Raw genomic sequence first — 23,074 nt, 5'->3', positions numbered from 1 at the left:
CGGTGCGCGGCGGACCAGATGGGCGATGCCCGGACGCAGGCGGACCGGGCGGCGGCGCGGATCGGTGAAGGCGCCCTCCGCGGTGATCCACAGCATGGAGCGCGGGTCGGCCAGGATGCGCCGGCCGTGGCGCAGGAAGGCGGCGGCGCCCGCCCGGCCCGGCTCGACCCCGAACAGGCCGATGCGCGCCATGAAGCGGTAGCGGCGCAGCATCGCCGCGTCGATGGGGCCATAGCCCGGCCGGCCGCGGTAACGGGTGGTCCCCATCACGATCAGCAAAGCGGGGTCCCACCAGGACGGGTGGTTCAGGCAGACGATCACCGGCCGGTCCGCCGGCAGGTCCGGCCAGCCCGGCCGGGCCAGCCGCACCGCGTGGAAGTCGCGCCGCATCCGCCGCGCCATGACGGCGCCGAAGAAGCGGCAGAGCGCCGGCGAGCGCAACGCGACCGGATCGTCCCTCAGACCGTCATCCTCCATCCCTGGCCCCATATCCGGCCCGCCGCTCAGGCGACGGCGCGTAGGTCGCCGTCGCGCGCTCCGTTCCGGAGATCCTGGTCCAGGCTGTCGGCGGCGATCCAGCCGGACATCAGCACCATCGGCATGCCCGGCCCCGGATGGGCGGCCCCGCCGGCCAGATACAACCCCGCCACGTCGCGCGAGCGGTTGCCCGGCTTGAAGGCGCCCATGAAGCGGCCGTGGCTGGCCAGCCCGTAGATGGCGCCGTTCAGCACGCGGTAGCGGTCGTGGATGTCCTGCGGGGTCAGGACGCGCTCGACACGGATGCGCTCCTCCAGGTCGGCCATGCCGGCGGTGCGCTTCAGCTTGTCGAAGACGGTGCGGCGGTAGTCCGGCAGCATCCGCGACCAGTCGTGGTGCGGCCGCAGGTAAGGGGTGTGGACCAGCACATAGAGCGCCTCGCCCCCCGGCGGCGCCACGCCGGGCTCGGTGCGGGCGGGGGCGGCGATGTAGCAGGTCGGGTCGGGGGCCGGCTCACCGCGGCGGTAGATCCAGTCGAACTCCTCCGCCGGGTCACGGGAGAAGACGAAGTCATGGTGCAGCAGGTGGTCGTAGCCGCGGTCGAGCCCGAGATAGAAGACCACGCCCGAGCAGGCCGGCTCGTAGCGGCGGCGCTTGCGGAAGCGCTTGGCCGGGACGCCGCCCACCAGCTCCTCGTAGGTGCGGACGGAATCCATGTTGGACACCACCGCCGACACCGGGATGCGCTCCCCGCCCTCGGTCTCGACGGCGGTGACGCGCTTGTCGGTCACCTCCAGCCGGCGCACGCCGGTGCCGGTGCGGATCTCGACGCCGAGGCGCCGCGCCACCCTCTCCAGCGCCAGCGGAACGGCGCGGGTGCCGCCCATCGGGTACCAGACGCCGTCGTTGGTCTGCATGTGGGCGATGGCGCAGAGCACCGCCGGCGACCCGTAGGGGGACGAGCCGACATACTGGGTGAAATGATCGAGCATCTGGGCGGCGCGGGCGTCAGGGACGTGGCTGCGGATGGTGCCGGCCACCGTGCTGCCCATGCGCAGCGCCAGCACGTCGGACAGGGTGCTGGCGTTCATGCTCTCGCGGACCTTCAGCGTGTCGCCCAGATCCTCCACCGACTTCCAGAAGAAGAAGCGTTCGGAAATGCCGTGCAGACGCTCCGACAGCGCCTGGAAGCGGCGATAGCCCTCCCCGGCGCCGCGGCCGGGGGTCAGACGGTCGAGTTCCGCGGCCATCGCGCCGATGTTCTCCGACAGGTCCAGCACCGTGCCGTCGTCGAAGAAGCAGCGCCACTGCGGCTCCAGCCGGACCAGTTCCAGCTCGCGATCAAGGTCGCAGCCGGCCTCCGCCAGGATGCGGCGCAGGACGCGCGGCACCGTCAGGATGGTCGGCCCCATGTCGAAACGGAAGCCGCCCTCCTCCAGCACCGCCGCCTTGCCGCCGACCCAGCCGTTCTTCTCCAGAAGCACCACCTTGTGGCCGCGCGCCGCCAGAACCACCGCCGACGCCAGCCCGCCCAGGCCGCCGCCGATCACCGCGATCCGATCCGTCATGCCAATCCCCCCGCTACGGCCCGCTTGGGCAGGCCGGACAGTCCCATGGTCTCGCTGCGCCAGGGCGTCGGCAGGCCCAGTTCCGAGGCCAGCAGCCGCGACGTGATGCGCGCGCCTTCGAAGATCACCGGCAGGCCGCTGCCGGGGTGGGTGCCGCCGCCCACCAGATAGACGCCGTCCAGATCCTCGAACCGGTTGTGCGGACGCAGGTGGAGCATCTGATCCAGGCTGTGCGCCAGATTGAAGGTGGCGCCGCGGTGCACCGCGAACTGGCGGTCCCAGTCGGCCGGCGTCACCACCCGCTCCACCCGGATGCGGCGCTCCAGATCGCTCAGCCCGAAGCCGGCCAGCCGGTCGAGCACGAGGCGGCGGTAGCGCGGCGCCTCGGCCGTCCAGTCGATGTGGCCGCGCTGGTGGGCGACCGGCACCAGGATGTAGAGGGTGCTGCCGCCGGGCGGGGCCAACTCCGGGTCGCTCACGCAGGCGTTCTGCACATAGATCGATGGGCGGCGCGGCATCTCGCGGCCGTCCTCGATCTCGGCGAGGTTGCGGGCGTAATCCTCCGCCAGATAGACGGTGTGGTGGTCCAGTCCCTCCATCCGGCCTTCGATCCCGAGATAGAGCATGAAGGTGGAGCAGGAGAATTTCTTGGTGGCGATGCGGGCGTCGCTCCAGCGGCGGCGCAGATCGTCGGGCACCAGGCTCGTCATCGCGCGGGCGAAGTCGGCGTTGATGACCAGCGCGTCGGCCGGGTATTCGCCAGCCTCCGTCCGCACCCCCACGGCGCGCCTGCCCTGGAAGCGGATGTGGCGCACCGTCTCGTTCAGCCGCACGGTGACGCCGAGATCCTCGGCCACCCGCCGCATCGCCTCCATCACCGCCTCGGTCCCGCCGCGCGGGTGAAAGACGCCGTGCTCATGCTCCAGGAAGGACAGGATGGTGAACAGGCTGGGACAACGGAAGGGCGACATGCCCAGATACTTGCTCTGGAAGGAAAAGGCGAGGCGGACGCGCGGGTCCTGGAAGTAACGGGACAGGTCGCGGTCGACCGAGCGCTGCGGCGAAAGCCGTCCCAGCGCCTTCAGCATCGGCAGCGAGGCCAGCGCCCAGGGGCTGGAGAACTCGGTTTCCAGGATCGGGCGGAACAGCTCCATCTTCGCCCGGTTGTCGGCCAGGAAACGCGGCAGCCCCTGGGCGTCGCGCGGGTTGAGGCGGGCGATCTCCGCCATCAGGGCCTTCATCTCGCCGTGGACCCGCAGTTCCCCGCCGGCCTCGAAGACCAGCCGGTAGAGCGGGTCGAGACGGATCAGATCGACCTCGTCCGACAGGCGGCGCCCGCAGGCCTCGAAGATCTCCTCCAGAATGCGAGGGTAGAGGAAGAAGGTCGGGCCGCTGTCGAAGCGGTACCCGTCGAGCGCGAAGCCGGCCGACCGGCCGCCGACGCGGTCCTGCCGTTCCAGCACGGTGACCTTCGCCCCGGTGAGCGCCAGAAGCATTGCGGATGCCAATCCACCCGGCCCAGCGCCAATGATCACGACTTGCCGTTCCATCCGCTTGTCAAACGCTCCCAAGCTGCCGACTTGTGTGAAGGCAGTTACGAACATGGACCGGAAATGGATCACAGCCACAATCGCACCCCTCCGGGTGTAACCCCTTGGACAGGCGGGAGCGGCGATCTATTTTCATCTGCGCGCACGGCGTGGGCCGGCGGCAATACAGGCGAAAGACTGTCCATCATCCGCAAAATCCGCCGCCGCATCGCGGCGGATGCGGAGGATCTTGTGCGAACGCTGGCGACCCGCCCCGGGCGCAGCCCCGCCGAGAGCCTGAGCGCGGAGGTCCTGCCGCTGGCCGAGGCCTGCCGTTTCCTGGAGCGCGAGGCCGCCGCGCTGCTGGCGCCGCGGCGCCTGGGCGCGCGTGGGCGCCCGGTCTGGCTGTTCGGAGTCACCGCGGAGGTGCGACGGGAGCCGTTCGGCACCGTCCTGATCGTCGGCCCGTCCAACTACCCGCTGCTGCTGCCGGGGGTGCAGGCGCTTCAGGCACTGACCGCCGGGAACGCGGTGCTGGTCAAGCCGGCGCCCGGTTGCTCCGCGCCGATGGAGCGGCTGGCCGACTGGCTGGCCGAGGCCGGTCTGCCGGACGGCCTGTTCCAGCTTTTGGACGAGTCCCCCGACGCGGTGTCCGACGCGATCACCGCCGGCATCGACAAGCTGGTGCTGACCGGATCGGCCGGCACCGGCCGGGCGGTGGCCCGCCAGCTCGCCGACGGGCTGGTGCCCTCCACCATGGAATTGTCGGGCAACGACGCGGTGTTCGTCCTGCCGGGGGCCGACCTTGGCACGGTTGCCCGCGCGCTGGCCTTCGGCCTGCGCCTCAACGGCTCCGCCACCTGCATCGCGCCGCGCCGGGTCTTCGTGCCGCGCGCCCTGGCGGCCGAGCTGGAGCATTCCTTGACGCGCAGCGTGGCGGCGACCCCGCCGGCGGCGGTGCCCCTGCCGGTGCGGCGCCGGCTGGTCGGGCTGGTCCGCGCGGCGGTGGCGGAGGGCGCCCGCCCGGTTGGTCCACTGCCCGAGGACGCCGACCCGGCGATGACGCCGCTGATCGTGGCCGACGCGCGGCCGGGCATGGCGCTGCTGCGCGAGGAGCTGTTCGCCCCCATCCTGTCGCTGGTGCCCGTCCGCGATGCCGAGGAGGCGCTGGAGGCCGCCGCGCAGAGCCCCTACGCGCTCGGCGCCTCGGTCTTCGGGCCGGAGGAGGAGGCCTGCGCCCTGGCCGGGCGGCTGGACGCCGGGACGGTGACGGTCAACGACCTGATCGTTCCGACCGCCGACCCCCGCCTGCCTTTCGGAGGGCGCCGCGCCAGCGGCTGGGGCGTCACGCGCGGCGCCGAAGGGCTGCTGGAGATGACGCGGGTGAAAACCGTTTCGGTGCGGCGCGGCCGGCGGCTTCCCCACACCGACCCGCCGCGCGACGGCGACGCGGCGCTGATGCTGGCGGCGCTCCGCCTGCTCCATGGCGGTCCCGGCGCCCGCGCCGGGGTGGTCCGGACCCTGATCCAGGCCCTGCGCGACCGCCGGACCGACTGACCCGGAGACCAGTGTGACGACTGCCCTGATTCTCGCCGTCCTGATCGGCGCCGTTTCCGGTTCGCGCACCCTGCTCGCACCGGCGGCGGTCTCCTGGGCCGCCTATGGCGGCTGGCTCGACCTGTCGGGAAGCTGGCTGTTCTTCCTCGGCCACCCGGTCTCGCCCTGGGTCTTCGCCGCCATGGCGGTGGGGGAGCTGGTCACCGACAAGCTGCCGGGCACCCCCAGCCGCAAACGCCCCTTCCCCTTCGCCAGCCGCATCGTCGGCGGTGCCGTCGCGGGCGCTGCCATCGGGGCGAACGCGGGCGCGTGGGTCCCCGGATTGTTCGTCGGCGGGCTCGGCGCGGTTGCCGGCACGCTCCTTTTCTACGAGGCGCGCCGACGCATGGCGGCCGCCTTCGGCCGCGACCGGCCGGCGGCGCTGATCGAGGACGCCGTGGCGCTGACCGTTGCTCTGCTGGTCGTCGCGGCGGCATGAGGGGCCACCCGGTCCCGTTGGCGATTGCGCCGACGTCGAACCCGATGGCGGAAGAAGCCACGGAAAAGGGAAAAGCCAGCAACCCGTCAAGGTTGCTGGCTTCATGATGGTGGAGCCAAGGAGGATCGAACTCCTGACCTCTACAATGCCATTGTAGCGCTCTCCCAGCTGAGCTATGGCCCCACTATAATCTCAGGCCAACACAAGAAGTGTTGGTGCGCTTGGAGGGACTCGAACCCCCACGGCCTTTCAGCCACTAGGACCTGAACCTAGCGCGTCTACCAATTCCGCCACAAGCGCATCGTCTGCTCTTTGTCCCGCATCCCTTGGGGCGACGCGGGAGCGCTGATATAGCCGCGCCGCTGGCGGGGCTCAAGCGAAATCGACATGACCCCGTCACTTTTTTGCAAGACCGAGGGGGTTGGTGCAGCCACCCTACTCCGCCGCCCCGGCGTGGCGCATCCGGCCGGCGTTGGCGGCCCCCGCCTCGCCCCCCATCCCGGCCAGCATCTCCGCCGCACCGCGGGCGATGTGCAGCGTGCGCTGCGGCAGCGGGAAGTCGATTCCCAGCTCGATGAAGCGCGCCTTCATGCGGCCGTTGAACTCCCGCCCGACGTTCCATTGCTGGATGGGCAGCGTCTTGATGCGCGCCTTGATGACCGCCGCGGACTCCTGGAAGGAATCGACGCCCAGCACCTCCAGCGGCTCCAGGATCAGCGGCGCGAAGCGCGGGTCCTGGCGCAGCTCGTCGCCGATGCCGTGCAGCACGGAGACCACGCGGTCGGCGTTCTCGTGATAGGGAATGGCCACGTCGAACACGTAGTAGCTGAAGTCCTTCGTCATGTTCGACACGCTGGTGACCGCGCTGAAGGGGATGGTGTGCACCGTCCCGTCGAAGTCGCGCAGGCGGATGGTGCGGATGTTCATCCCCTCCACCAGACCGCCCTTGCCTCCGACATTGACGACGTCGCCGACCGAGATGGTGTCCTCGAACAGGATGAACAGGCCGGTGATGACGTCCTTGACCAGGGTCTGCGCACCGAAGCCGACGGCCAGGCCGACCACGCCGGCACCGGCCAGCAACGGCCCGATGTTCAGCCCCAGCTCCGACAGGGTGATCAGCGTGACCAGCGTCAGCAGGACCACCAGCAGGGCGCTGCGCAGCAGCGGCAGCAGGGTGCGCACCCGCGCGCTGCGCTGGATGGCCCGCCCGTTGCGGTCCGTCGTCGCCAGATGGCGTTCGATCAGCCCGTTCGTCACCTCCCACACGGCGAGCGCGATGGCGCCGACCAGCAGGAGCGACAGGCCCGACGCGACGATGCGCAGGCCGATGGCGGTCTGCAGCCAGCCCCAGACATCCAGCCCCCAGGCGTTCAGAACCACCAGCCCGCCCAGCACGGCCACCGCCGCGTGCAGCAGCCGCGCGGTGGGAGCGACGTAGCGGCGCAACCGCCCCGCCGCCCAGGCCGAATGTCCCCGCCGACGGTCCATACGCTCCAGAATCGCCGCGGCGGCGCGGGTGATCCCCCGCCCGATCAACCGCGCGACCCCCGCGACCACCAGCGTCACCGCCGTCGCCTGCATCACAAACAGCAGCCCGCCGCTGATCTCCAGCGCCCAGATGCCGAACAGGACGATGATGTAGAGGATGGCGATGGCGTGCCAAACATCGGCCACGCGGCGGCCGGCGGCGCGCAGCATCCGCCCGGCTCCGGCGGTGCGCCGTCCGGGCGGAACCGGCGACACCACGTCGGACAGCGGCTGCGCCGCCGCGATCCCGCCGCGCAGGCGTGCGGCCACCGCCTCCCGGCTTTGCAGCACCAGCACCGCCAGCATGACGGCAACCAGCAGGCCAACCAGGGTCACCAGCGCGCTGTAGCTCTGCGCCGGCAGGCCGAGCCGCCGAGCCGCCTCGGCCAGGAACATGCCGTAGAGCGTGGTGATGGCGATGGTCCGGCACCAGCGCAGCAGCCGCAGAGCCGACCCGTCGCTCATCGGGATCAAGCGCAGGTTGGGCGAGGCCGGAGCCAGAAGCGCCCGGACGACCAGAAGCACGATCTGCACGAAGATGCTGGCGTTGAGGAAGGTGACGCCCAGCACCCGCACCACCGGCGGCGGGTCGAACAGCGCCAGCACGCCGAAGCCGGCGGCGGCGAAGGCCACGATGGGCGCCAGATCGAACAGCGACCGCACCAGCAGCAGGGGCACCTTTGCGAGTGTGGAGTGGATGGGCCGCGCCGCCAGCATCGCCCGCGGACGCCGCAGCGTGCGGATGGCGATCAGCCGGGCGCTCTGCCCGACCACCACCACCAGCACCAGTTCGGCGGCCAGCCAGCCCCAGGCGGCGCGCTGCGCCGGGTCGGACACCTGCCGCTCCAGCCAATGCAGCCCCTGCGGCGCGTTCAACAGGGCGTCGCCGGCCAGCGCGGCCTCCTGCCCCAGCCCGTCGAGCCGGTTCGACAGCAGGCTGAGCAGGCGGGTGCCGATTCCGTCCGGTTCCGCCGGTGCGGTGGCGGCCTTCGCCTGCTCCAGGGCGCGGAGCTGACCGAGCAGGGCGGCGCGGCGCTCCGGGTCCTCCAGCGTCTGGCGCAGGCGGGCGATCTCCTCCGGATTGGGCGCCGCCTCGGCCTGGGCCGGCGGGGTGGGCGTCGGGATCTGCGCCGACGCCGGGGTCGCGAGCCCCCCAAGCGCGGCGGTCAGCAGGAGAAGGAGGGCGAGCAGGCCGCGCAAGGCGCGGAAGCGGGCGGCGGAAAGCCGTGGGGCACGGTCGTCGAAAGTCATCGTCCTCTGGCGGTTCCGTTTTCGGGGCGGTTCCGGTCTTCGGGGAAGACCTTTGGAGCGGTCCGGGTGACGGGTCCAACCCAGGCCAACAGCGCCGGGCACGATTTGTCTTGCAACGCAGCAACCGCGACATTTTGTCCGGCGAACCATCCGGCCCGCCGTCCGCTCTTGCGCGTCAATCTGATATATTAGTATACATCATGGCGAACACCGGAAGCGCCCGCGCCCTGCCGAGGCGGGCCGCCCGATCCGGCGCCCCCTTTCCAACCGGCCCTGGCCGGCGCCGCCCCCGATCCCATCCGGGGCCGCGAACACCAGCGGAGAACAGCATGTCCGTAAAGGTAGCGATCAACGGTTTTGGCCGTATCGGCCGTCTGGTTCTGCGGGCCATCTACGAGAGCGGCCGCAACGACGTGGAGGTCGTGGCGATCAACGACCTGGCCGACCTCAAGGCCAACGCCCACCTGCTGAAGTACGACAGCGTCCACGGCCGCTTCCCCGGCACCGTTGAGGTCAAGGACGGCGCCCTGATCGTCAACGGCCACGCGATCAAGGTCGTGCAGGAGCGTGACCCGGCCAAGCTGCCGTGGAAGGATCTGGGCATCCAGATCGCCATGGAATGCTCGGGCATCTTCACCAAGCGCGCCGACGCCGCCAAGCATCTGGAAGCGGGTGCGGAGAAGGTGCTGATCTCCGCCCCGGCCACCGACGAGGACATCACGGTGGTCTACGGCGTCAACCACGACCAGCTCAAGGCCGATCACCGCATCGTCTCGAACGCCTCGTGCACGACGAACTGCCTGGCCCCGGTGGCCTTCGTGCTGAACAAGCTGATCGGCATCGAGAAGGGCTTCATGACGACGATCCACTCCTACACGGGGGATCAGCGCATCGTCGACACCAACCACAAGGACCTGCACCGCGCCCGCGCCGCGGCGCTGAACATGATCCCGACCTCGACCGGCGCGGCCAAGGCGGTGGGCAAGGTGCTGCCCGAGCTGAAGGGCAAGCTGGACGGCACGGCCATGCGCGTGCCGACGCCCAACGTCTCGGTGGTCGACTTCAAGTTCACCGCCAAGCGCGCCACCTCGGTGGAGGAGATCACCAAGGCGATCGCCGAGGCCGCCAACGGCCCGCTCAAGGGCATCCTGGGTGCCTACACCGAGGATCTGGTCTCCACCGACTTCAACCACGACCCGCACAGCTCGATCTTCGCGCTGAACGAAACCAAGGTCATCGACGGCAACTTCGTCCGCATCATGACCTGGTACGACAACGAGTGGGGCTTCTCCAACCGCATGAGCGACACCGCCGTCGCCATGGCCAACGCCAAGTAAGGGCGGAGCGGCGTTGCCCCCACCCCGGCCCTCCCCCGCTTTGCAGGGGAGGGAGATTGTTGCGAAGCGGCGGCAGTCCCCTCCCCTGCGAAGCGGGGGAGGGTTAGGGTGGGGGCAATACGGCTCCCGTCCCCTCAAAAACTAAAATACCAGTTTTCAAAACCCGCTTTTTGAAAACACCCTTTCAAGGAGCCGTGGCATGCCCCGGACCTCCGACCCGCCGACCGCGCGCATCGCCGCCCTGGAGCGCGACGCCGACGCCCTGCGGCGGGCCTTCCTGACCACGCCGGTCTTCGTTCTGGATGAGCACGGCCTGCACGCGCGCTTCGAGGATTTCGGCCGCACCGCCCTCGCCCTCTTCCGTGAAACCGCCCGATCGGCCGGTGGCGAACAGGCCGCCCGGCGCATCGAGGCTGCCTACCACCGCGTCCATGAAGCGCTGCAAGCTGTTGCCACGCTTGCGCTTTCCGACACGGAGCCGGGTTTCCCGGCGCACGGGAACGGCACCGCCGAACCACCGCCGCAGGACGTGCGACAGAGTGTCATCCGACGGGGTACGCAGTTCTCCTGACTTGCCTCGCAGCGCTGATATACTAGTATCCACTCCATCGACGGCGCGATCCTTGGACAGGCCCGAAGGCCACCGGACCGGCGCCGCCCCGCAGGGGATGCGCGGCATGCTCCCCCTCCATGCGCCGCAACGGCAGCCACCACCCCGGACTTTCCATCGACGGCCCAGTCGGACCGCCCCAGGAGTACCGACTATGAACATCAAATCCAGGATCGACCGCATTCCCGGCGGGATGATGATCCTTCCCCTGTTCCTCGGCGCCTGCCTGAACACCTTCGCGCCGAACACGGGCAAGTTCTTCGGGTCCTTCACCAACGGCCTGATCACCGGCACCTTGCCGATCCTCTCCGTCTGGTTCTTCTGCATCGGCGCCAGCATCAGCCTGAAGGCCACCCCGCTGGTCCTGCGCAAGAGCGGCGTGCTCGTCACCGTGAAGATCCTCACCGCCGCCACCATGGGCATCGTCGCCTCCTGGTTCATCCCGCACGAGGGCGTCTCGTCGGGCTTCTTCACCGGCCTGTCGGTGCTGGCGATCATCGCCGCCATGAACGACACCAACGGCGGCATGTACATGGCGCTGATGCAGCAGTACGGCACCAAGGAGGAATCCGGCGCCTTCTGCCTGATGTGCCTGGAATCCGGCCCCTTCATGACGATGGCGACGCTGGGTCTGGCCGGTCTGGCCGCCTTCCCCTGGCAGACCATGGTCGGCGCGCTGCTGCCCTTCCTGATCGGCTTCGCGCTCGGCAACCTGGACCAGGACTTCCGCAAATTCTTCGGCCAGGCCGTGCCGGTGATGGTGCCCTTCTTCGCCTTCGCGCTCGGCAACAACCTGAACTTCGCGGTCATCCTGAACACCGGCCTGCTCGGCATCGTCCTCGGCCTCTCGGTCATCGCCATCACCGGCTTCACGCTGGTCGTCGCCGACATCCTGCTCGCCAAAGGCAACGGCACCGCCGGCATCGGCGCCGCCTCCACCGCCGGTGCGGCCGTGACCGTCCCGCCGATCATCGCCTCCATCGAGCCGAGCTTCGCCCCGAGCGCCCCGGCCGCCACCGCCCTGGTTGCCACCAGCGTCGTCGTCACCTCGCTGTTGACCCCGATCCTGACCGCTTGGTGGGCCCGCCGGTTCGGCGTCCTCTCCCCGCGCTATCTGGCCGCCCAGAAGGCCGCCCAAGAGAACACCGAAGCGCAACCCCTGCCGGTCCAGCCCGCCCCCGCCGAGTGACGGCGAGCGACTGAGCCCCACTCCACCACGGACGAAAGCCGGAGATTGCGGACCTCATGATTTCCGGCTTGCACCGCGGCACTGATATACTAATATGCTCCCTTAGGACCGGCCGAGCCGGCGCAACAGGTGCAGCCATGGACATGCCGACCACCCCGACGCCCGACGCCAGCAACGACCGCCCCGCCACTCAGCGGAGCGCGGTAAAGCCCTCCCGCGGGCCGGCGCGGGGCGCCTCCACCATGGCGGCGATCCACCGGTCGCTGCGCGCCGAGATCGTGGAGATGCGCCGCAATCCGGGCGAGCCCATCGTCGAGAAGCACATCGCCGAAGCCTTCGGCGTCAGCCGCACCCCGGTGCGCGAGGCGCTGCAGCGGCTGGCCGACGAGGGGCTGATCGAGATCTTCCCGCAGGTCGGCACCTTCGTCGCCCGCATCCCGGTGAACGCCCTGCCCGAGGCCATCGTCATCCGCACCTCGCTGGAGGGCACCGCCGTCCGCTACGCGGCGCAGCGCGCCACCGGCAGCCAGATCGCCGGCCTGCGCGCCAATCTGCTGCTCCAGCAGGAGACGGTGGAGGACGGCGACCTCAACGCCTTCCACGAGGCCGACGAGCGGTTCCACGCCCTGATCGCCGAGATCGCCGGCTATCCCGGTCTGTGGAGCATGGCGCAGCAGGTGAAGGTGCAGGTGGACCGCTACCGCCGCCTGACCCTGCCGGAGCCGGGGCGTCTCACCCATGTGCTGGCCGAGCACGCGGCGATCGTGGACGCCATCGCCGACGCCGACCCGGCGCTGGCCGCCGACCGCATGGCCGTCCACCTCGACGGTCTGCTGACCTCGATCCCCCAGGCCCAGGGGGCGAACCCGTTCTTCTTCACCGGTCCCTGATCTGGCTCCTGATTTGGCCCCTGAATTGGCCCCCACCGGCCCCGAAAAACACACACGAGGATACCGCCATGAAGATCACCGTCCGCCACGCGTCACACCAGGATGACGTCCGCAACTACGACACCACCAAGCTGCGCGACCATTTCCTTGTCCCGTCCGTCTTCGAGGCGGACGACATCGTCCTCACTTACAGCCACATCGACCGCTTCGTGGTCGGCGGCGCCATGCCGGTGTCCGGCCCGCTGAAGCTGGAATCGGCCAAGGCCATCGGCTCGGCCAACTTCCTCGACCGGCGCGAGCTGGGCGCCGTCAACGTCGGTGGCCCGGGGCGCATCACGGTGGACGGCGCGGTGTTCGAGCTGGCCCCGCGGGACTGCCTCTACATCACCATGGGCAGCCTGGACGTCCGTTTCGAGAGCCTGGACCCGACCAACCCGGCGAAGTTCTACCTGAACAGTGCCCCGGCCCACGCCCGCTTCGAGACGATGAAGATCTCCATCGCGCAGGCCAAGGCCGTGCACATGGGCGATCCCGCCCAGTCGAACGAGCGCACCATCTATCAGATGATCCACCCGGACGTCTGCCGCACCGCGCAGCTCGTGCTCGGCATGACCGTGCTGAAGCCGAACAACATGTGGAACACGATGCCGTGCCACACGCACGACCGCCGCTGCGAGGTCTATTTCTACTTCGACCTGCCGGAGCCGGCCCGTGTCTTCCACTTCATGGGCGAGCCGTCCGAGACGCGCCACGTCGTCGTCGCCAACGAGCAGGCGGTGATCTCGCCGAGCTGGTCGATCCATTCCGGCGTCGGCACGCGCAACTACACCTTCATCTGGGCCATGGCCGGCGACAACCAGGACTTCACCGACATGGACTTCATCCCTATGGAAGACCTGCGCTGATTCCCGGACGCCAAAAGAAGGAATAAGACAATGGCACAGGCACACCCCTTCGATCTCACCGGCAAGGTCGCCCTGGTGACCGGCGCCCACACCGGCATCGGCCAGGGCATCGCCGTGGCGCTGGCCCAGGCCGGCGCCGACATCGCCGCCGTTGACGTGGTGCCGCTGGACGAAACCAAGTCCCTGGTGGAGGCCGCCGGCCGCAAATTCCACGGTATGTCCGCCGACCTGACCAGCATCGCCCCGGTGCAGGGTCTGGTGGAGGAGGTGGTGGGCACCTTCGGCGGGCTGGACATCCTGGTGAACAACGCCGGTCTGATCCGCCGCGCCGACGCCGTTGACTTCACCGAGGCCGACTGGGACCTCGTGATGAACATCAACATCAAGACGGTGTTCTTCCTCTGCCAAGCCTTCGGCCGCTACGCCATCGGCCAGGGCCGCAAGGGCAAGATCATCAACATCGCGTCCATGCTGTCCTTCCAGGGCGGCATCCGCGTGCCCTCCTACACCGCCTCCAAGAGTGGCGTGGCCGGCATCACCCGGCTGCTCGCCAACGAATGGGCGGGCAAGGGCATCAACGTGAACGCCATCGCGCCGGGCTACGTCGCCACCAACAACACGGCGGCGATCCGCGCCGACGAGCAGCGCAGCGCGGAGATCCTGGGCCGCATTCCGGCGGGTCGCTGGAGCGTTCCCTCCGACATGGGCGGCCCGGCGGTGTTCCTGGCCTCCGACGCGTCGGACTACATCCACGGCACGGTTCTGCCGGTGGACGGGGGCTGGCTCGCCCGCTGAGGCGGGGTGAACCTGTTTCGGTGATGAAGCCGGGCGCCAGCGATGGCGCCCGGTTTTTCGTGTGGCGGTTCGCGGTGAGCCTTGCCCCACCCCGGCCCTCCCCCGCTGTCGCAGGGCAGGGAGCTTCCTGCGAGGCGGCGGCAGTCCCCTCCCCTGCGCAGCGGGGGAGGGTCAGGGTGGGGGCAAAAGCGCCTTCAATACGTTTCCACGGGCGTTCCTCGGCGCTTCACGGCATAACGGAAGTCCCCAGGACCGCAACGCCACCCGCCATGCCGACGCCAAACGAAGCCCCCGTGACCGAAACGGAATGGTCGATCCGGACCACGAAGGGAGCCCTCTACGCGAAGAGCTGGACTCCGGAAGCCGCCGGCGCCGTGCCGATCATCCTCTTCCACGACTCCCTCGGCAGCGTGGATTTGTGGCGCGGCTTCCCGCAGCGGCTGGCGGCCGAGACGAACCGCCGCGTCATCGCTTACGACCGGCTCGGCTTCGGGCGTTCGGACGCCCATCCGGGGCAGCTCGCCCTGGATTTCGTCGCCACGGAGGCGCGAGACAGCATCCCGCCGCTGTGCGACCAGCTCGGCGTGACGGAGTTCGTCGCCTGTGGCCACAGTGTCGGGGGCGGCATGGCCGTCGAGACGGCGGCGCGTTTTCCCGAGCGCTGCCGCGCCCTCGTGACCATCGCCGCACAAGCCTTCGTGGAAGAGAGAACCCTCGCCGGCATCCGCAACGCCAAGCGCGACTTCCAGGACCCCGCCAACGTCGCGCGTCTGGCGCGGTATCACGGCGACAAGGCGCGCTGGGTCCTGGACGCCTGGACGGAGACGTGGCTGTCGCCCGCTTTCGCCGACTGGACCCTGGACCGTGCCCTGGCGGCGGTGCGCTGCCCGGTTCTGGCCCTGCACGGCGACCGCGACGAGTACGGCTCCGCCGCCCACCCCGAACGCATTGTGGCCGGGCGGGGAGCCGCGAGGCTGCTCCCCGACACCGGCCATGTGCCGCACCGCGAACAGGAAGCGCTCGTCCTCGACGCGATCCGGAGCTTTCTGGACGGACTTTGAGGCGTCCGCTCAGGCCGCCAGGGGCGACAGTACTGCGCTGTGCGCCAGGATGCCCAGCGTGTGGCTGGCGATCATCCGCTCCTCGTCGGTGGGGATGACGAAGACCGGGACGCGGCTGTCGGCGGCCGAGATGCGCGTCGCCCGGGCGCGGTTCGCCGCCCCGTCGATATGGACGCCGAGCCAGCCCAGCTTCTCCGCCACCCGCGCCCGCACCGGGGCGGAGTTCTCGCCGACGCCGGCGGTGAAGACCACCGCGTCCAGCCCGCCCATGGAGGCCGCCAGCCCCGCCGCCTGCTTGGCGACCTGGAAGCAGAACAGCTCCACCGCCTCCGCCGCCTGCGGGTTCTCGCTGTCCAGCAGAGCGCGCATGTCGTTGGAGACGCCGGAGACTCCGAGCAAGCCGGACTTGTGGTAGAGCAGCCGCTCCAGCTCGTCGGGTCCCATGCCCTTCTCGCGCATCAGATAGATCAGCACGCCGGGATCGAGGACGCCGGGCCGCGTGCCCATCGGCAGGCCGTCCAGCGCGGTGAAGCCCATGGTGGTGTCGACGCTGCGGCCCGCGCGCATGCCGCACAGGCTGGACCCGCTGCCGAGATGGCAGACGACGACGCGGGCCTCGGCCAGCTCCGGCGCGATCTGCGGCAGGCGCTGGGCGATGTACTCGTAGGACAGGCCGTGGAAGCCGTAGCGGCGCACGCCCTCGTCGGTCAGCTCGCGCGGCAGGGCGAACATCTGGGCCTGCCAGGGCCGCGTGCTGTGGAAGGCGGTGTCGAAGCAGGCGACCTGCGGCAGCTCCGGGTAGACCTCGGCCAGCGCGGTCATCGCCGCGATGTTGTGCGGCTGGTGCAGCGGGGCCAGCGGCACCAGGGCCTCCAGCTCCGCCAGCACCGCCGGGGTCAGCCGGACCGGCGCGTCGAAGCGGGTGCCGCCATGCACGACCCGGTGGCCGGCGGCGACCAGCCGCACGTCGCGCAGCTCGTGCCGCATCCAGGTCAGCAGGAAGCCGAGCAGCCCGGCGCGGTCGCCGGGGCCGACCTCGTCCAGGATGCCGTCGGCCAGGACGCGGCGGGCGGCGTCCTTGGCCTCGAAGCGCGGGGCGGTGCCGATGCCGGAGATCTGGCCGGTCAGGACGGCCTCCAGATCGTGCCTTCCGGCGCCGCAGAAGATGGAGAATTTCAGGCTGGAGGAGCCCGCGTTGATGACGAGACAGGCGTCACGGTGCGACATGGTGTGATCCTCACTCCGCAGCCAGGGGGGCAGCCAGGGGAGCGGCAACGGCGTTGAGCGCGAGGGCGGGACGGCGCGCGGCGGCCACCAGCGCCGCCACGGCGCAGGAGGCGAGGCGGGTGCGGACGTTGTCGGCGCGGCTGGTCAGGATGACCGGGACCCGCGCGCCGAGAACGATGCCCGCCGCGTCGGCGTTGGCGAGGAAGGAGAGCTGCTTGGCCAGCATGTTGCCGGCTTCCAAGTCGGGGACGAGCAGGATGTCGGCCTGTCCGGAGACGGGGGATTTGATTCCCTTGATGCGCGCGGCCTCGGCGCTGATGGCGTTGTCGAAGGCCAGCGGGCCGTCGAGGATGCCGCCGGTGATCTGACCGCGGTCGGCCATTTTGCACAGCGCGGCGGCTTCCAGCGTGGTGGCGATCTTCGGGTTGAGCGTTTCCACCGCCGACAGGATGGCGACGCGCGGCGTCTCGACGCCCAGCACCTTGGCGAGATCGATGGCGTTCTGGACGATGTGGACCTTGTCCTCCAGCGTCGGGTAGATGTTGATCGCCGCGTCGGTGATCAGAAGCGCCCGCGGGTAGGTCGGCACGTTCATCACGAAGACGTGGCTGATGCGGCGGCTGGTGCGCAGGCCGGTCTCCTTGCGGACGACCTCGGCCATCAGCTCGTCGGTGTGCAGGCTGCCCTTCATCACCGCCTCGGCCTCGCCGGTGCGGGCCAGCGCGACGGCCGCTGCGGCGGCGGCGTGGCTGTGCTCGACGTCGACCAGACGGTAGCGGGCGATGTCCAGCCCGTGGGCGGCGGCCAGCGCGCGGATCTTCGCCGCCGGGCCGATCAGGATGGGGTCGATCAGGCCGGCTTCCGCCGCCTCCACCGCGCCCTTCAGCGAACTTTCGTCGCAGGGATGGGCGACCGCCGTGGCAACCGGCTCCAGCCCGTCGCACTTGCGCAGCAGCGCGTCGTGCTTGTCATGGCGGATCATCTGGATCTGCGGCAGCGCGTGGGCGGCGCGGCGGACCTTGCGGGTCGGCGCCACCACCTCCGCGGTGCCGGTCACCACGACCTCGCCGTCCTGGTTGGTGCACAGGCAGTCGAAGACGACGATGTTCGTGTCGGTCCGCTTCTCGCGCACGGTGACGGTGGCGGTGATGACGTCGCCCAGCCCGACCGGGCGACGGAAGCGCAGGTCCTGGCCGGCGTAGACAGTGCCGGCACCGGGCAGCCGGGTCCCCAGAACGCCGGAAATCAGCGCGCCGGACCACATGCCATGCCCGATCACCTTTTGAAAGCGGCTGTCGGCGGCGAATTTCGCGTCCAGATGAACCGGATCGATGTTGCCGGAGACGGTGGCGAACAGCTCGACGTCCATCACGGTCAGTTGCCGCGCGATGCTGGCGGACTGCCCGACCACGATCTCGTCGAAGGTGACGTTCTCGATCGGGGCCGCGTCAACAGGGGCCGCGGGGAGGTCGCCGCTGGTTTCACCATTGGCAGTCATTGCAGAACACTCCGGATAAGAGAAATAGGCATGATGCTGCCCGTTTCAGCCGATCCCTCCCGGCGCGCGCCTTGCTGAAAGGAGAAGCGCGTCTTGCCGTCTTCTTCTGTGAGCGTCTTTTTGTGTACTGATATATTAGCGGAAAAGGCGGTGCGGCGCAGCAAATCCGGCATCACCGGACACTTTGCCGCAGCCGCCTTCTCTTGGGCCGTTACGCCCTGAGGATGCCGCGCCCGGCGAAGCGGGATGCTGCGCCGAGCATCTCTTCGATGCGGACCAGCTGGTTGTACTTGGCCAGACGATCGGAGCGCGACAGCGAGCCGGTCTTGATCTCGCCGCAGTTGGTGGCGACCGCCAGATCGGCGATGGTGCTGTCCTCGGTCTCGCCCGAACGGTGCGACAGCACCGCCGTGTAGCCGGCCTTGTGCGCCATGTCCACGGCTTCCAGCGTCTCCGACAGCGTGCCGATCTGGTTGACCTTGACCAGGATCGAGTTGCCCACGCCCTTCCGGATGCCGTCGGCCAGACGCGCCGGGTTGGTCACGAACAGGTCGTCGCCGACCAGCTGCACCTTGCTGCCGATGGCGTCGGTCAGCGCCTTCCAGCCTTCCCAGTCGTCCTCGGCCATGCCGTCCTCGATCGAGATGATCGGGTAGCGGCCGACCAGATCGGCCCAGTAGGAGACCATCTGCTCCGGCGCCAGCGACTTGCCCTCGCCGGCCAGCTCGTACTTGCCGTTCTTGAAGAACTCGGTCGAGGCGGCGTCGATGGCCAGCATGACGTCGTCGCCCGGCTTGTAGCCGGCGGCCTCGATGGCCTTCATCACGAAGCCCAGCGCGTCCTCGGTCGAGGCGAGGTTGGGGGCGAAGCCGCCCTCGTCGCCGACGTTGGTGTTGTGGCCGGCGTCCTTGAGCTTCTTCTTGAGCGCCTGGAAGATCTCCGAGCCCATGCGGATGGCCTCGGCGGCGCTCTCGGCGCCGACCGGCATGACCATGAACTCCTGGATGTCGATCGGGTTGTCGGCGTGGGCGCCGCCGTTGATGATGTTCATCATCGGCACCGGCAGCAGATTGGCAAACGCGCCGCCGACGTAGCGGAACAGCGGCAGCGCGGCTTCTTCCGCGGACGCCTTGGCGACGGCGAGCGAGACGCCGAGGATGGCGTTGGCGCCGAGGCGGCCCTTGTTGGGGGTGCCGTCCAGCTCGATCATGGCGAGGTCGAGGGCGCGCTGGTTGGAGCCGTCGAGGCCGGCGATGGCGTCGAAGATCTCGCCGTTGACCGACTCCACGGCCTTCAGCACGCCCTTGCCGCCGTAGCGGCCCTTGTCGCCGTCGCGCAGCTCCACCGCCTCGTGCGCGCCGGTCGAGGCGCCCGACGGGACGGCGGCGCGGCCAAACGCGCCGGATTCGAGCAGGACGTCCACCTCGACGGTCGGGTTCCCACGGCTGTCGAGGATCTCGCGGGCGTGGATTTCGGTAATGGCGCTCATGGCGGGGTGTGGACCTTGATTGGAGGGGATATGGGTTTTGAGGAAGTGGTCGCGGCGGAGCCCCCACCCTTCCCACGGCTTCGCCGCGGGCCCCTTCCCTCCCCCGCTGACGCAGGGGAGGGAGTTATCCCCTCCCCTGCGAAGCGGGGGAGGGTCAGGGAGGGGGCAACACCTCGCGACTCAGACGCTTCTCAATGCGCGCCATGGAAGGTGCGGCTGATGACGTCCATCTGCTGCTCGCGGGTCAGCTTGATGAAGTTCACCGCGTAGCCCGACACCCGGATGGTCAGCTGCGGGTACAGCTCCGGATGGTCCATGGCGTGCAGCAGCGTCTCGCGGTCGAAGACGTTCACGTTGATGTGGTGGCCGCCCTGGCCGAAATAGCCGTCGAGCATGCCCACCAGATTGGCCACCCGCTCCCCCTCGGTCGGGCCCAGAGCGCCGGGCACGATGGTGAAGGTGTAGCTGATGCCGTCCTGGGCGTGGGCGTAGGGCAGCTTGGCCACCGACGCCATCGAGGCGATGGCCCCCTTGCGGTCGCGCCCGTGCATCGGGTTGGCGCCCGGCGCGAAGGGCTGGCCGGCCTTGCGCCCGTCCGGCGTGTTGCCGGTCTTCTTGCCGTAGACCACGTTCGAGGTGATCGTCAGCACCGACTGGGTGGGCACCGCGTCGCGGTAGGCCTTCTGCTTGCGCAGCAGGCCCATGAAGGTCTCGACCAGCCACACCGCGATGCCGTCGACCCGGTCGTCGTTGTTGCCGAAGGCCGGATAGTCGCCCTCGATCACGAAGTCGGTGGCGAGGCCACGCTCGTCGCGGACCACCTTCACCGTGGCGTGCTTGATCGCCGACAGGCTGTCCGCGACGACGCTGAGGCCGGCGATGCCGCAGGCCATGGTGCGCAGCACGTCGCGGTCGTGCAGCGCCATCTCCAGCCGCTCGTACATGTACTTGTCATGCATGAAGTGGATGGCGTTGAGCGTGTTCATGTAGGCGCGGGCCAGCCACTCCATCATCGGCAGCAGGCGGGCGACCACCGTGTCGTGGTCGAGCACCTCGCCGGTGATCGGCGCGAAGGCCGGGCCGACCTGCTCGCCCGACACCTCGTCGCGGCCGCCGTTGATGGCGTAGAGCAGCGTCTTGGCGAGGTTAGCGCGGGCGCCGAAGAACTGCATCTGCTTGCCGATGCGCATGGCCGAGACGCAGCAGGCGATGCCGTAGTCGTCGCCCCAGAAGGGCCGCATCAGGTCGTCGTTCTCGTACTGCACCGAGCAGGTCTTGATCGACGTTTCGGCGCAGAACTTCTTGAAGCCCTCCGGCAGGCTCTCCGACCACAGAACGGTCAGGTTCGGCTCCGGAGCGGGGCCGAGGTTGTTCAGGGTCTGGAGCATGCGGAAGCTGTTCTTCGTCACCAGCGTGCGCCCGTCGAGCGCCATGCCGCCGATGCACTCCGTCACCCAGGTCGGATCGCCCGAGAAGAGCTGGTCGTATTCCGGCGTGCGCAGGAAGCGGACGATGCGCAGCTTGGTCACGAACTGGTCGATCAGCTCCTGCGCCTCCTCCTCGGTCAGCAGGCCGTCGCGCAGGTCGCGCTCGACATAGACGTCGAGGAAGCTCGACACGCGCCCGAGCGACATGGCGGCGCCGTTGGCCTCCTTCACCGCGGCCAGATAGGCGAGGTAGGTCCACTGCACCGCCTCGCGGGCGCTGGCCGCCGGGCGCGACACGTCGAAGCCGTAGGACTTGGCCATGGCGGCGAGTTCCTTCAGCGCCTTGATCTGCTCGGTGATCTCCTCGCGCAGGCGCAGCGTGTGCTCGTCGATGCGGTCGACCTCAAGGCTCTTGTACTGGGCCTTCTTGTCCTCGATCAGGAAGGTCGCGCCGTAGAGCGCCAGCCGGCGGTAATCGCCGATGATGCGCCCGCGGCCGTAGGCGTCCGGCAGGCCGGTGATGACGCCCGACTTGCGGCAGCGCAGCATCTCCTCGGTGTAGACGTCGAAGACGCCGTCGTTGTGCGACTTGCGCAGGCCGGGGAACACCTCCTCCAGCTTGGGCGAGGGTTTGAAGCCGTAGGCCTCCAGCCCGTTCTTGACCATCCGCCAGCCGCCGAAGGGCATGATGGCGCGCTTCAGCGGCTTGTCCGTCTGAAGGCCGACGACGATCTCAAGCTCCCGGTCGATGTAGCCCGGCGCGTGGGCGGTGATCGAGCCGAAGACCTCCGTGTCGGCGTCGAGCACGCCGCCCTTGGCCGCGCGCTCCTCCTTCAGCAGGGCGGTGACCTTGTCCCACAGGGCCTTGGTCCGTCCGGTCGGGCCGGTCAGGAAGCGCGAATCCCCGGCGTAGGGGTGGACGTTGCGGACGATGAAGTCGCGGACGTTGACCTCTTGCTGCCAGACGCCCGGAACGAAGCGGCGCCAGGGGCGCTCGGCTTGCTGTTCCGGGGTCTCGACGAGTCCGTCTCTCAGCAGGGTGTCCATGATGTCTCCTCACGAAAAGGCGTCTGGGCGGCACGCGCCGCGTCGCTGATCGACCCTGGAGGCCCCCAGTGGAGGGGTCGGAAGACCGCCGAAGCCCGGTCAGGGCGGGAGCGGCGGTATGGCAACGGGCTGTGAAGCCGGCAGGGCCAAAAGTCATTCTGTAGTTTTGCTACATAAACCGGAACCCCGGGGCGCGCAAGGCAAAAGCGGTTGATTTTCCACGTTCTTTGATGAATTTACTGTGACGGAACGCCGCATCGTCGGCGGTCCCGGTATGTGGGACAGCGCCGACGATAGCGCCCTTCTATCGGGCCATGTAGTTTTACTATCCGTGCTACAGTGGCGAACGGATGGAACGGGGGAACAGGTCGATGCTGGCGAGGATCATGGCGGTGCGCGACGGGCTCCGTCCTTCGGAACGGAAGCTGGCGGACTGCGTGCTGGCCCAGCCGGGCGAGGTCATCACCCTGTCGATGGCCGACATGGCGGAACGCGCCGGAGTCAGCGAGCCGACCATCGCCCGCTTCTGCGGGGCGCTGGGCTGCAGCGGCTTCCGCGAGTTCAAGATCAAGCTGGCCCAGGACATCGCGGCGGGCATGCCCTTCATCGACCAGGAGGTCAGCCCGGACGACCGCGCGGCGGGCATCGCGGGGAAGGTGTTCGACCGCACCCTGGCGACGCTCATGCAGGTGCGCAACAACCTGTCGGCGGAGGCGGTGGACCGCGCCGCCGACCTGCTGGCCGGGGCGCGGCGGATCGAGTTCTACGGCTCCGGCAACTCCGGCACGGTGGCGCAGGACATCCAGCGCCGCTTCTTCCGGCTGGGCATCCCCACCGTCGCCTACAGCGACGCCCACGTCTATTTCGTGTCGGCCCTGTCGCTCTCCCCCGGCGACGCGGTGGTCGCCGTGTCCAGTTCGGGCGGCACCCGCGACATGCTGGAGGCCGTGCAGAACGCGCTTTCGTCCGGAGCCTCGGTCGTCGCCATCACCCGCTCCGGCTCGCCGCTGGCGCAGCTCGCCACGGTCAGCCTGCTGGCCGACGTCGCGGAAGACTTCGACATCCACTCGCCCATGACGTCGCGCATCAGCCATCTGGTCCTCGGCGACATACTGTCGATTGCCGTGGCGCTGCGCAAAGGCGACGCCCTGCGGGAGCGGCTGGAACGCCACAAGCAGGCGCTCAGCCGCCATCCCCGTGAACAATAAA

General features: G+C 69.4%; 19 protein-coding genes and 2 tRNA genes (1 of these 21 cut by a window edge). 10 read left to right on the top strand and 11 right to left on the bottom strand.

The genetic code is table 11. The features are described 5' to 3' along the window. The 3 genes in view from Sp245p_RS33370 to crtI are tightly spaced (at most 26 nt apart) and all read right to left on the bottom strand, a layout consistent with a single transcriptional unit that may run on beyond the window. Nucleotides 1-477 carry the 5' portion of a lysophospholipid acyltransferase family protein gene (locus Sp245p_RS33370; RefSeq protein ID WP_014240803.1) on the bottom strand. Its footprint begins 342 nt before the window's first position, so 477 of the gene's 819 nt are visible here — the first part of the coding sequence; its start codon is at nt 475-477; its stop codon lies off the left edge, out of view. A gap of 26 nt (nt 478-503) precedes the next feature. Further along, entirely contained in the window at nt 504-2,045 is a 1,542-nt protein-coding gene (locus Sp245p_RS33365; RefSeq protein ID WP_014240804.1) for a phytoene desaturase family protein, read from the bottom strand. Beyond that, nucleotides 2,042-3,595 (bottom strand): phytoene desaturase family protein, encoded by a 1,554-nt coding sequence (crtI, locus tag Sp245p_RS33360; RefSeq protein ID WP_041811116.1) that lies wholly within the window; start codon nt 3,593-3,595, stop codon nt 2,042-2,044. Before crtI ends, Sp245p_RS33365 begins: the two co-directional genes overlap by 4 nt. A gap of 63 nt (nt 3,596-3,658) precedes the next feature. On the opposite strand from crtI, the gene Sp245p_RS33355 reads away from it, so the two are divergent. Both Sp245p_RS33355 and Sp245p_RS33350 read left to right on the top strand, forming a co-directional pair. Then, on the top strand, nt 3,659-5,131 hold the full coding sequence (locus tag Sp245p_RS33355) for an aldehyde dehydrogenase family protein (RefSeq protein ID WP_109139301.1): 1,473 nt from the start codon (nt 3,659-3,661) through the stop codon (nt 5,129-5,131). 13 nt (nt 5,132-5,144) lie between these two features. After that, nucleotides 5,145-5,609, top strand: coding sequence for a DUF4126 family protein (locus tag Sp245p_RS33350; protein ID WP_014240808.1), 465 nt, complete (start codon nt 5,145-5,147; stop codon nt 5,607-5,609). A 107-nt stretch (nt 5,610-5,716) separates the two neighbouring features. Here the strand turns inward: Sp245p_RS33350 and Sp245p_RS33345 are convergent. From Sp245p_RS33345 to Sp245p_RS33335, 3 genes are all read right to left on the bottom strand, one after another. Next, a tRNA-Ala gene (locus Sp245p_RS33345) sits at nt 5,717-5,792 on the bottom strand. A gap of 30 nt (nt 5,793-5,822) precedes the next feature. Next, nucleotides 5,823-5,909, bottom strand: a tRNA-Leu gene (locus Sp245p_RS33340). A 135-nt stretch (nt 5,910-6,044) separates the two neighbouring features. Beyond that, nucleotides 6,045-8,390: a mechanosensitive ion channel domain-containing protein gene (locus tag Sp245p_RS33335; protein WP_014240809.1), complete on the bottom strand. Its 2,346-nt coding sequence runs from the start codon at nt 8,388-8,390 to the stop codon at nt 6,045-6,047. 329 nt (nt 8,391-8,719) lie between these two features. Between Sp245p_RS33335 and gap the strand changes: the two genes are divergently transcribed. The 7 genes from gap (at nt 8,720) to Sp245p_RS33295 (ending at nt 15,177) form a co-directional block, all read left to right on the top strand. Continuing rightward, entirely contained in the window at nt 8,720-9,727 is a 1,008-nt protein-coding gene (gap, locus tag Sp245p_RS33330) for a type I glyceraldehyde-3-phosphate dehydrogenase (RefSeq protein WP_014240810.1), read from the top strand. Nucleotides 9,728-9,926: 199 nt separating this feature from the next. Beyond that, complete coding sequence (locus Sp245p_RS33320; protein WP_014199722.1) at nt 9,927-10,298, top strand: hypothetical protein; 372 nt, start codon at nt 9,927-9,929, stop codon at nt 10,296-10,298. Nucleotides 10,299-10,491: 193 nt separating this feature from the next. Further along, the gene (kdgT, locus tag Sp245p_RS33315) at nt 10,492-11,526 is read left to right on the top strand and encodes a 2-keto-3-deoxygluconate transporter (RefSeq protein WP_014199721.1); all 1,035 of its coding nucleotides are present in this window, start codon (nt 10,492-10,494) and stop codon (nt 11,524-11,526) included. A 137-nt stretch (nt 11,527-11,663) separates the two neighbouring features. Next, complete coding sequence (locus Sp245p_RS33310; RefSeq protein WP_014199720.1) at nt 11,664-12,416, top strand: GntR family transcriptional regulator; 753 nt, start codon at nt 11,664-11,666, stop codon at nt 12,414-12,416. A 68-nt stretch (nt 12,417-12,484) separates the two neighbouring features. Further along, entirely contained in the window at nt 12,485-13,321 is an 837-nt protein-coding gene (kduI, locus tag Sp245p_RS33305; protein WP_014199719.1) for a 5-dehydro-4-deoxy-D-glucuronate isomerase, read from the top strand. Nucleotides 13,322-13,351: 30 nt separating this feature from the next. Further along, nucleotides 13,352-14,116 (top strand): 2-dehydro-3-deoxy-D-gluconate 5-dehydrogenase KduD, encoded by a 765-nt coding sequence (gene kduD, locus Sp245p_RS33300; protein ID WP_014199718.1) that lies wholly within the window; start codon nt 13,352-13,354, stop codon nt 14,114-14,116. Between the two features lie 269 nt (nt 14,117-14,385). Beyond that, nucleotides 14,386-15,177 (top strand): alpha/beta fold hydrolase, encoded by a 792-nt coding sequence (locus Sp245p_RS33295; RefSeq protein WP_014199717.1) that lies wholly within the window; start codon nt 14,386-14,388, stop codon nt 15,175-15,177. 9 nt (nt 15,178-15,186) lie between these two features. On the opposite strand, the gene Sp245p_RS33290 is transcribed toward Sp245p_RS33295, so the two are convergent. The 5 genes from Sp245p_RS33290 to pflB all read right to left on the bottom strand — a co-directional run bounded on the left by Sp245p_RS33290 (nt 15,187) and on the right by pflB (nt 21,865). Next, on the bottom strand, nt 15,187-16,404 hold the full coding sequence (locus tag Sp245p_RS33290; protein WP_109139298.1) for an acetate/propionate family kinase: 1,218 nt from the start codon (nt 16,402-16,404) through the stop codon (nt 15,187-15,189). 10 nt (nt 16,405-16,414) lie between these two features. Beyond that, a complete protein-coding gene (locus Sp245p_RS33285; RefSeq protein WP_014199715.1) occupies nt 16,415-17,902 on the bottom strand; it encodes a bifunctional enoyl-CoA hydratase/phosphate acetyltransferase in 1,488 nt (495 codons plus the stop codon). Next, complete coding sequence (locus Sp245p_RS35360; RefSeq protein WP_158310466.1) at nt 17,899-18,075, bottom strand: hypothetical protein; 177 nt, start codon at nt 18,073-18,075, stop codon at nt 17,899-17,901. The genes Sp245p_RS33285 and Sp245p_RS35360 overlap by 4 nt, the downstream gene beginning before the upstream one ends. 38 nt (nt 18,076-18,113) lie before the next feature. Continuing rightward, the gene (gene eno / locus Sp245p_RS33280; RefSeq protein WP_014199714.1) at nt 18,114-19,391 is read right to left on the bottom strand and encodes a phosphopyruvate hydratase; all 1,278 of its coding nucleotides are present in this window, start codon (nt 19,389-19,391) and stop codon (nt 18,114-18,116) included. A gap of 191 nt (nt 19,392-19,582) precedes the next feature. Then, nucleotides 19,583-21,865 (bottom strand): formate C-acetyltransferase, encoded by a 2,283-nt coding sequence (gene pflB / locus Sp245p_RS33270; RefSeq protein ID WP_014199713.1) that lies wholly within the window; start codon nt 21,863-21,865, stop codon nt 19,583-19,585. A 371-nt stretch (nt 21,866-22,236) separates the two neighbouring features. Between pflB and Sp245p_RS33265 the strand changes: the two genes are divergently transcribed. Further along, nucleotides 22,237-23,073 (top strand): MurR/RpiR family transcriptional regulator, encoded by an 837-nt coding sequence (locus Sp245p_RS33265; RefSeq protein WP_014199712.1) that lies wholly within the window; start codon nt 22,237-22,239, stop codon nt 23,071-23,073. Nucleotide 23,074: the final 1 nt, after the last annotated feature.

The organism is Azospirillum baldaniorum, assembly GCF_003119195.2.
Classification (GTDB): domain Bacteria; phylum Pseudomonadota; class Alphaproteobacteria; order Azospirillales; family Azospirillaceae; genus Azospirillum; species Azospirillum baldaniorum.
Note: the sequence above shows the minus strand (reverse complement) of the source record. Positions and strands in the feature narration are given on the sequence as shown.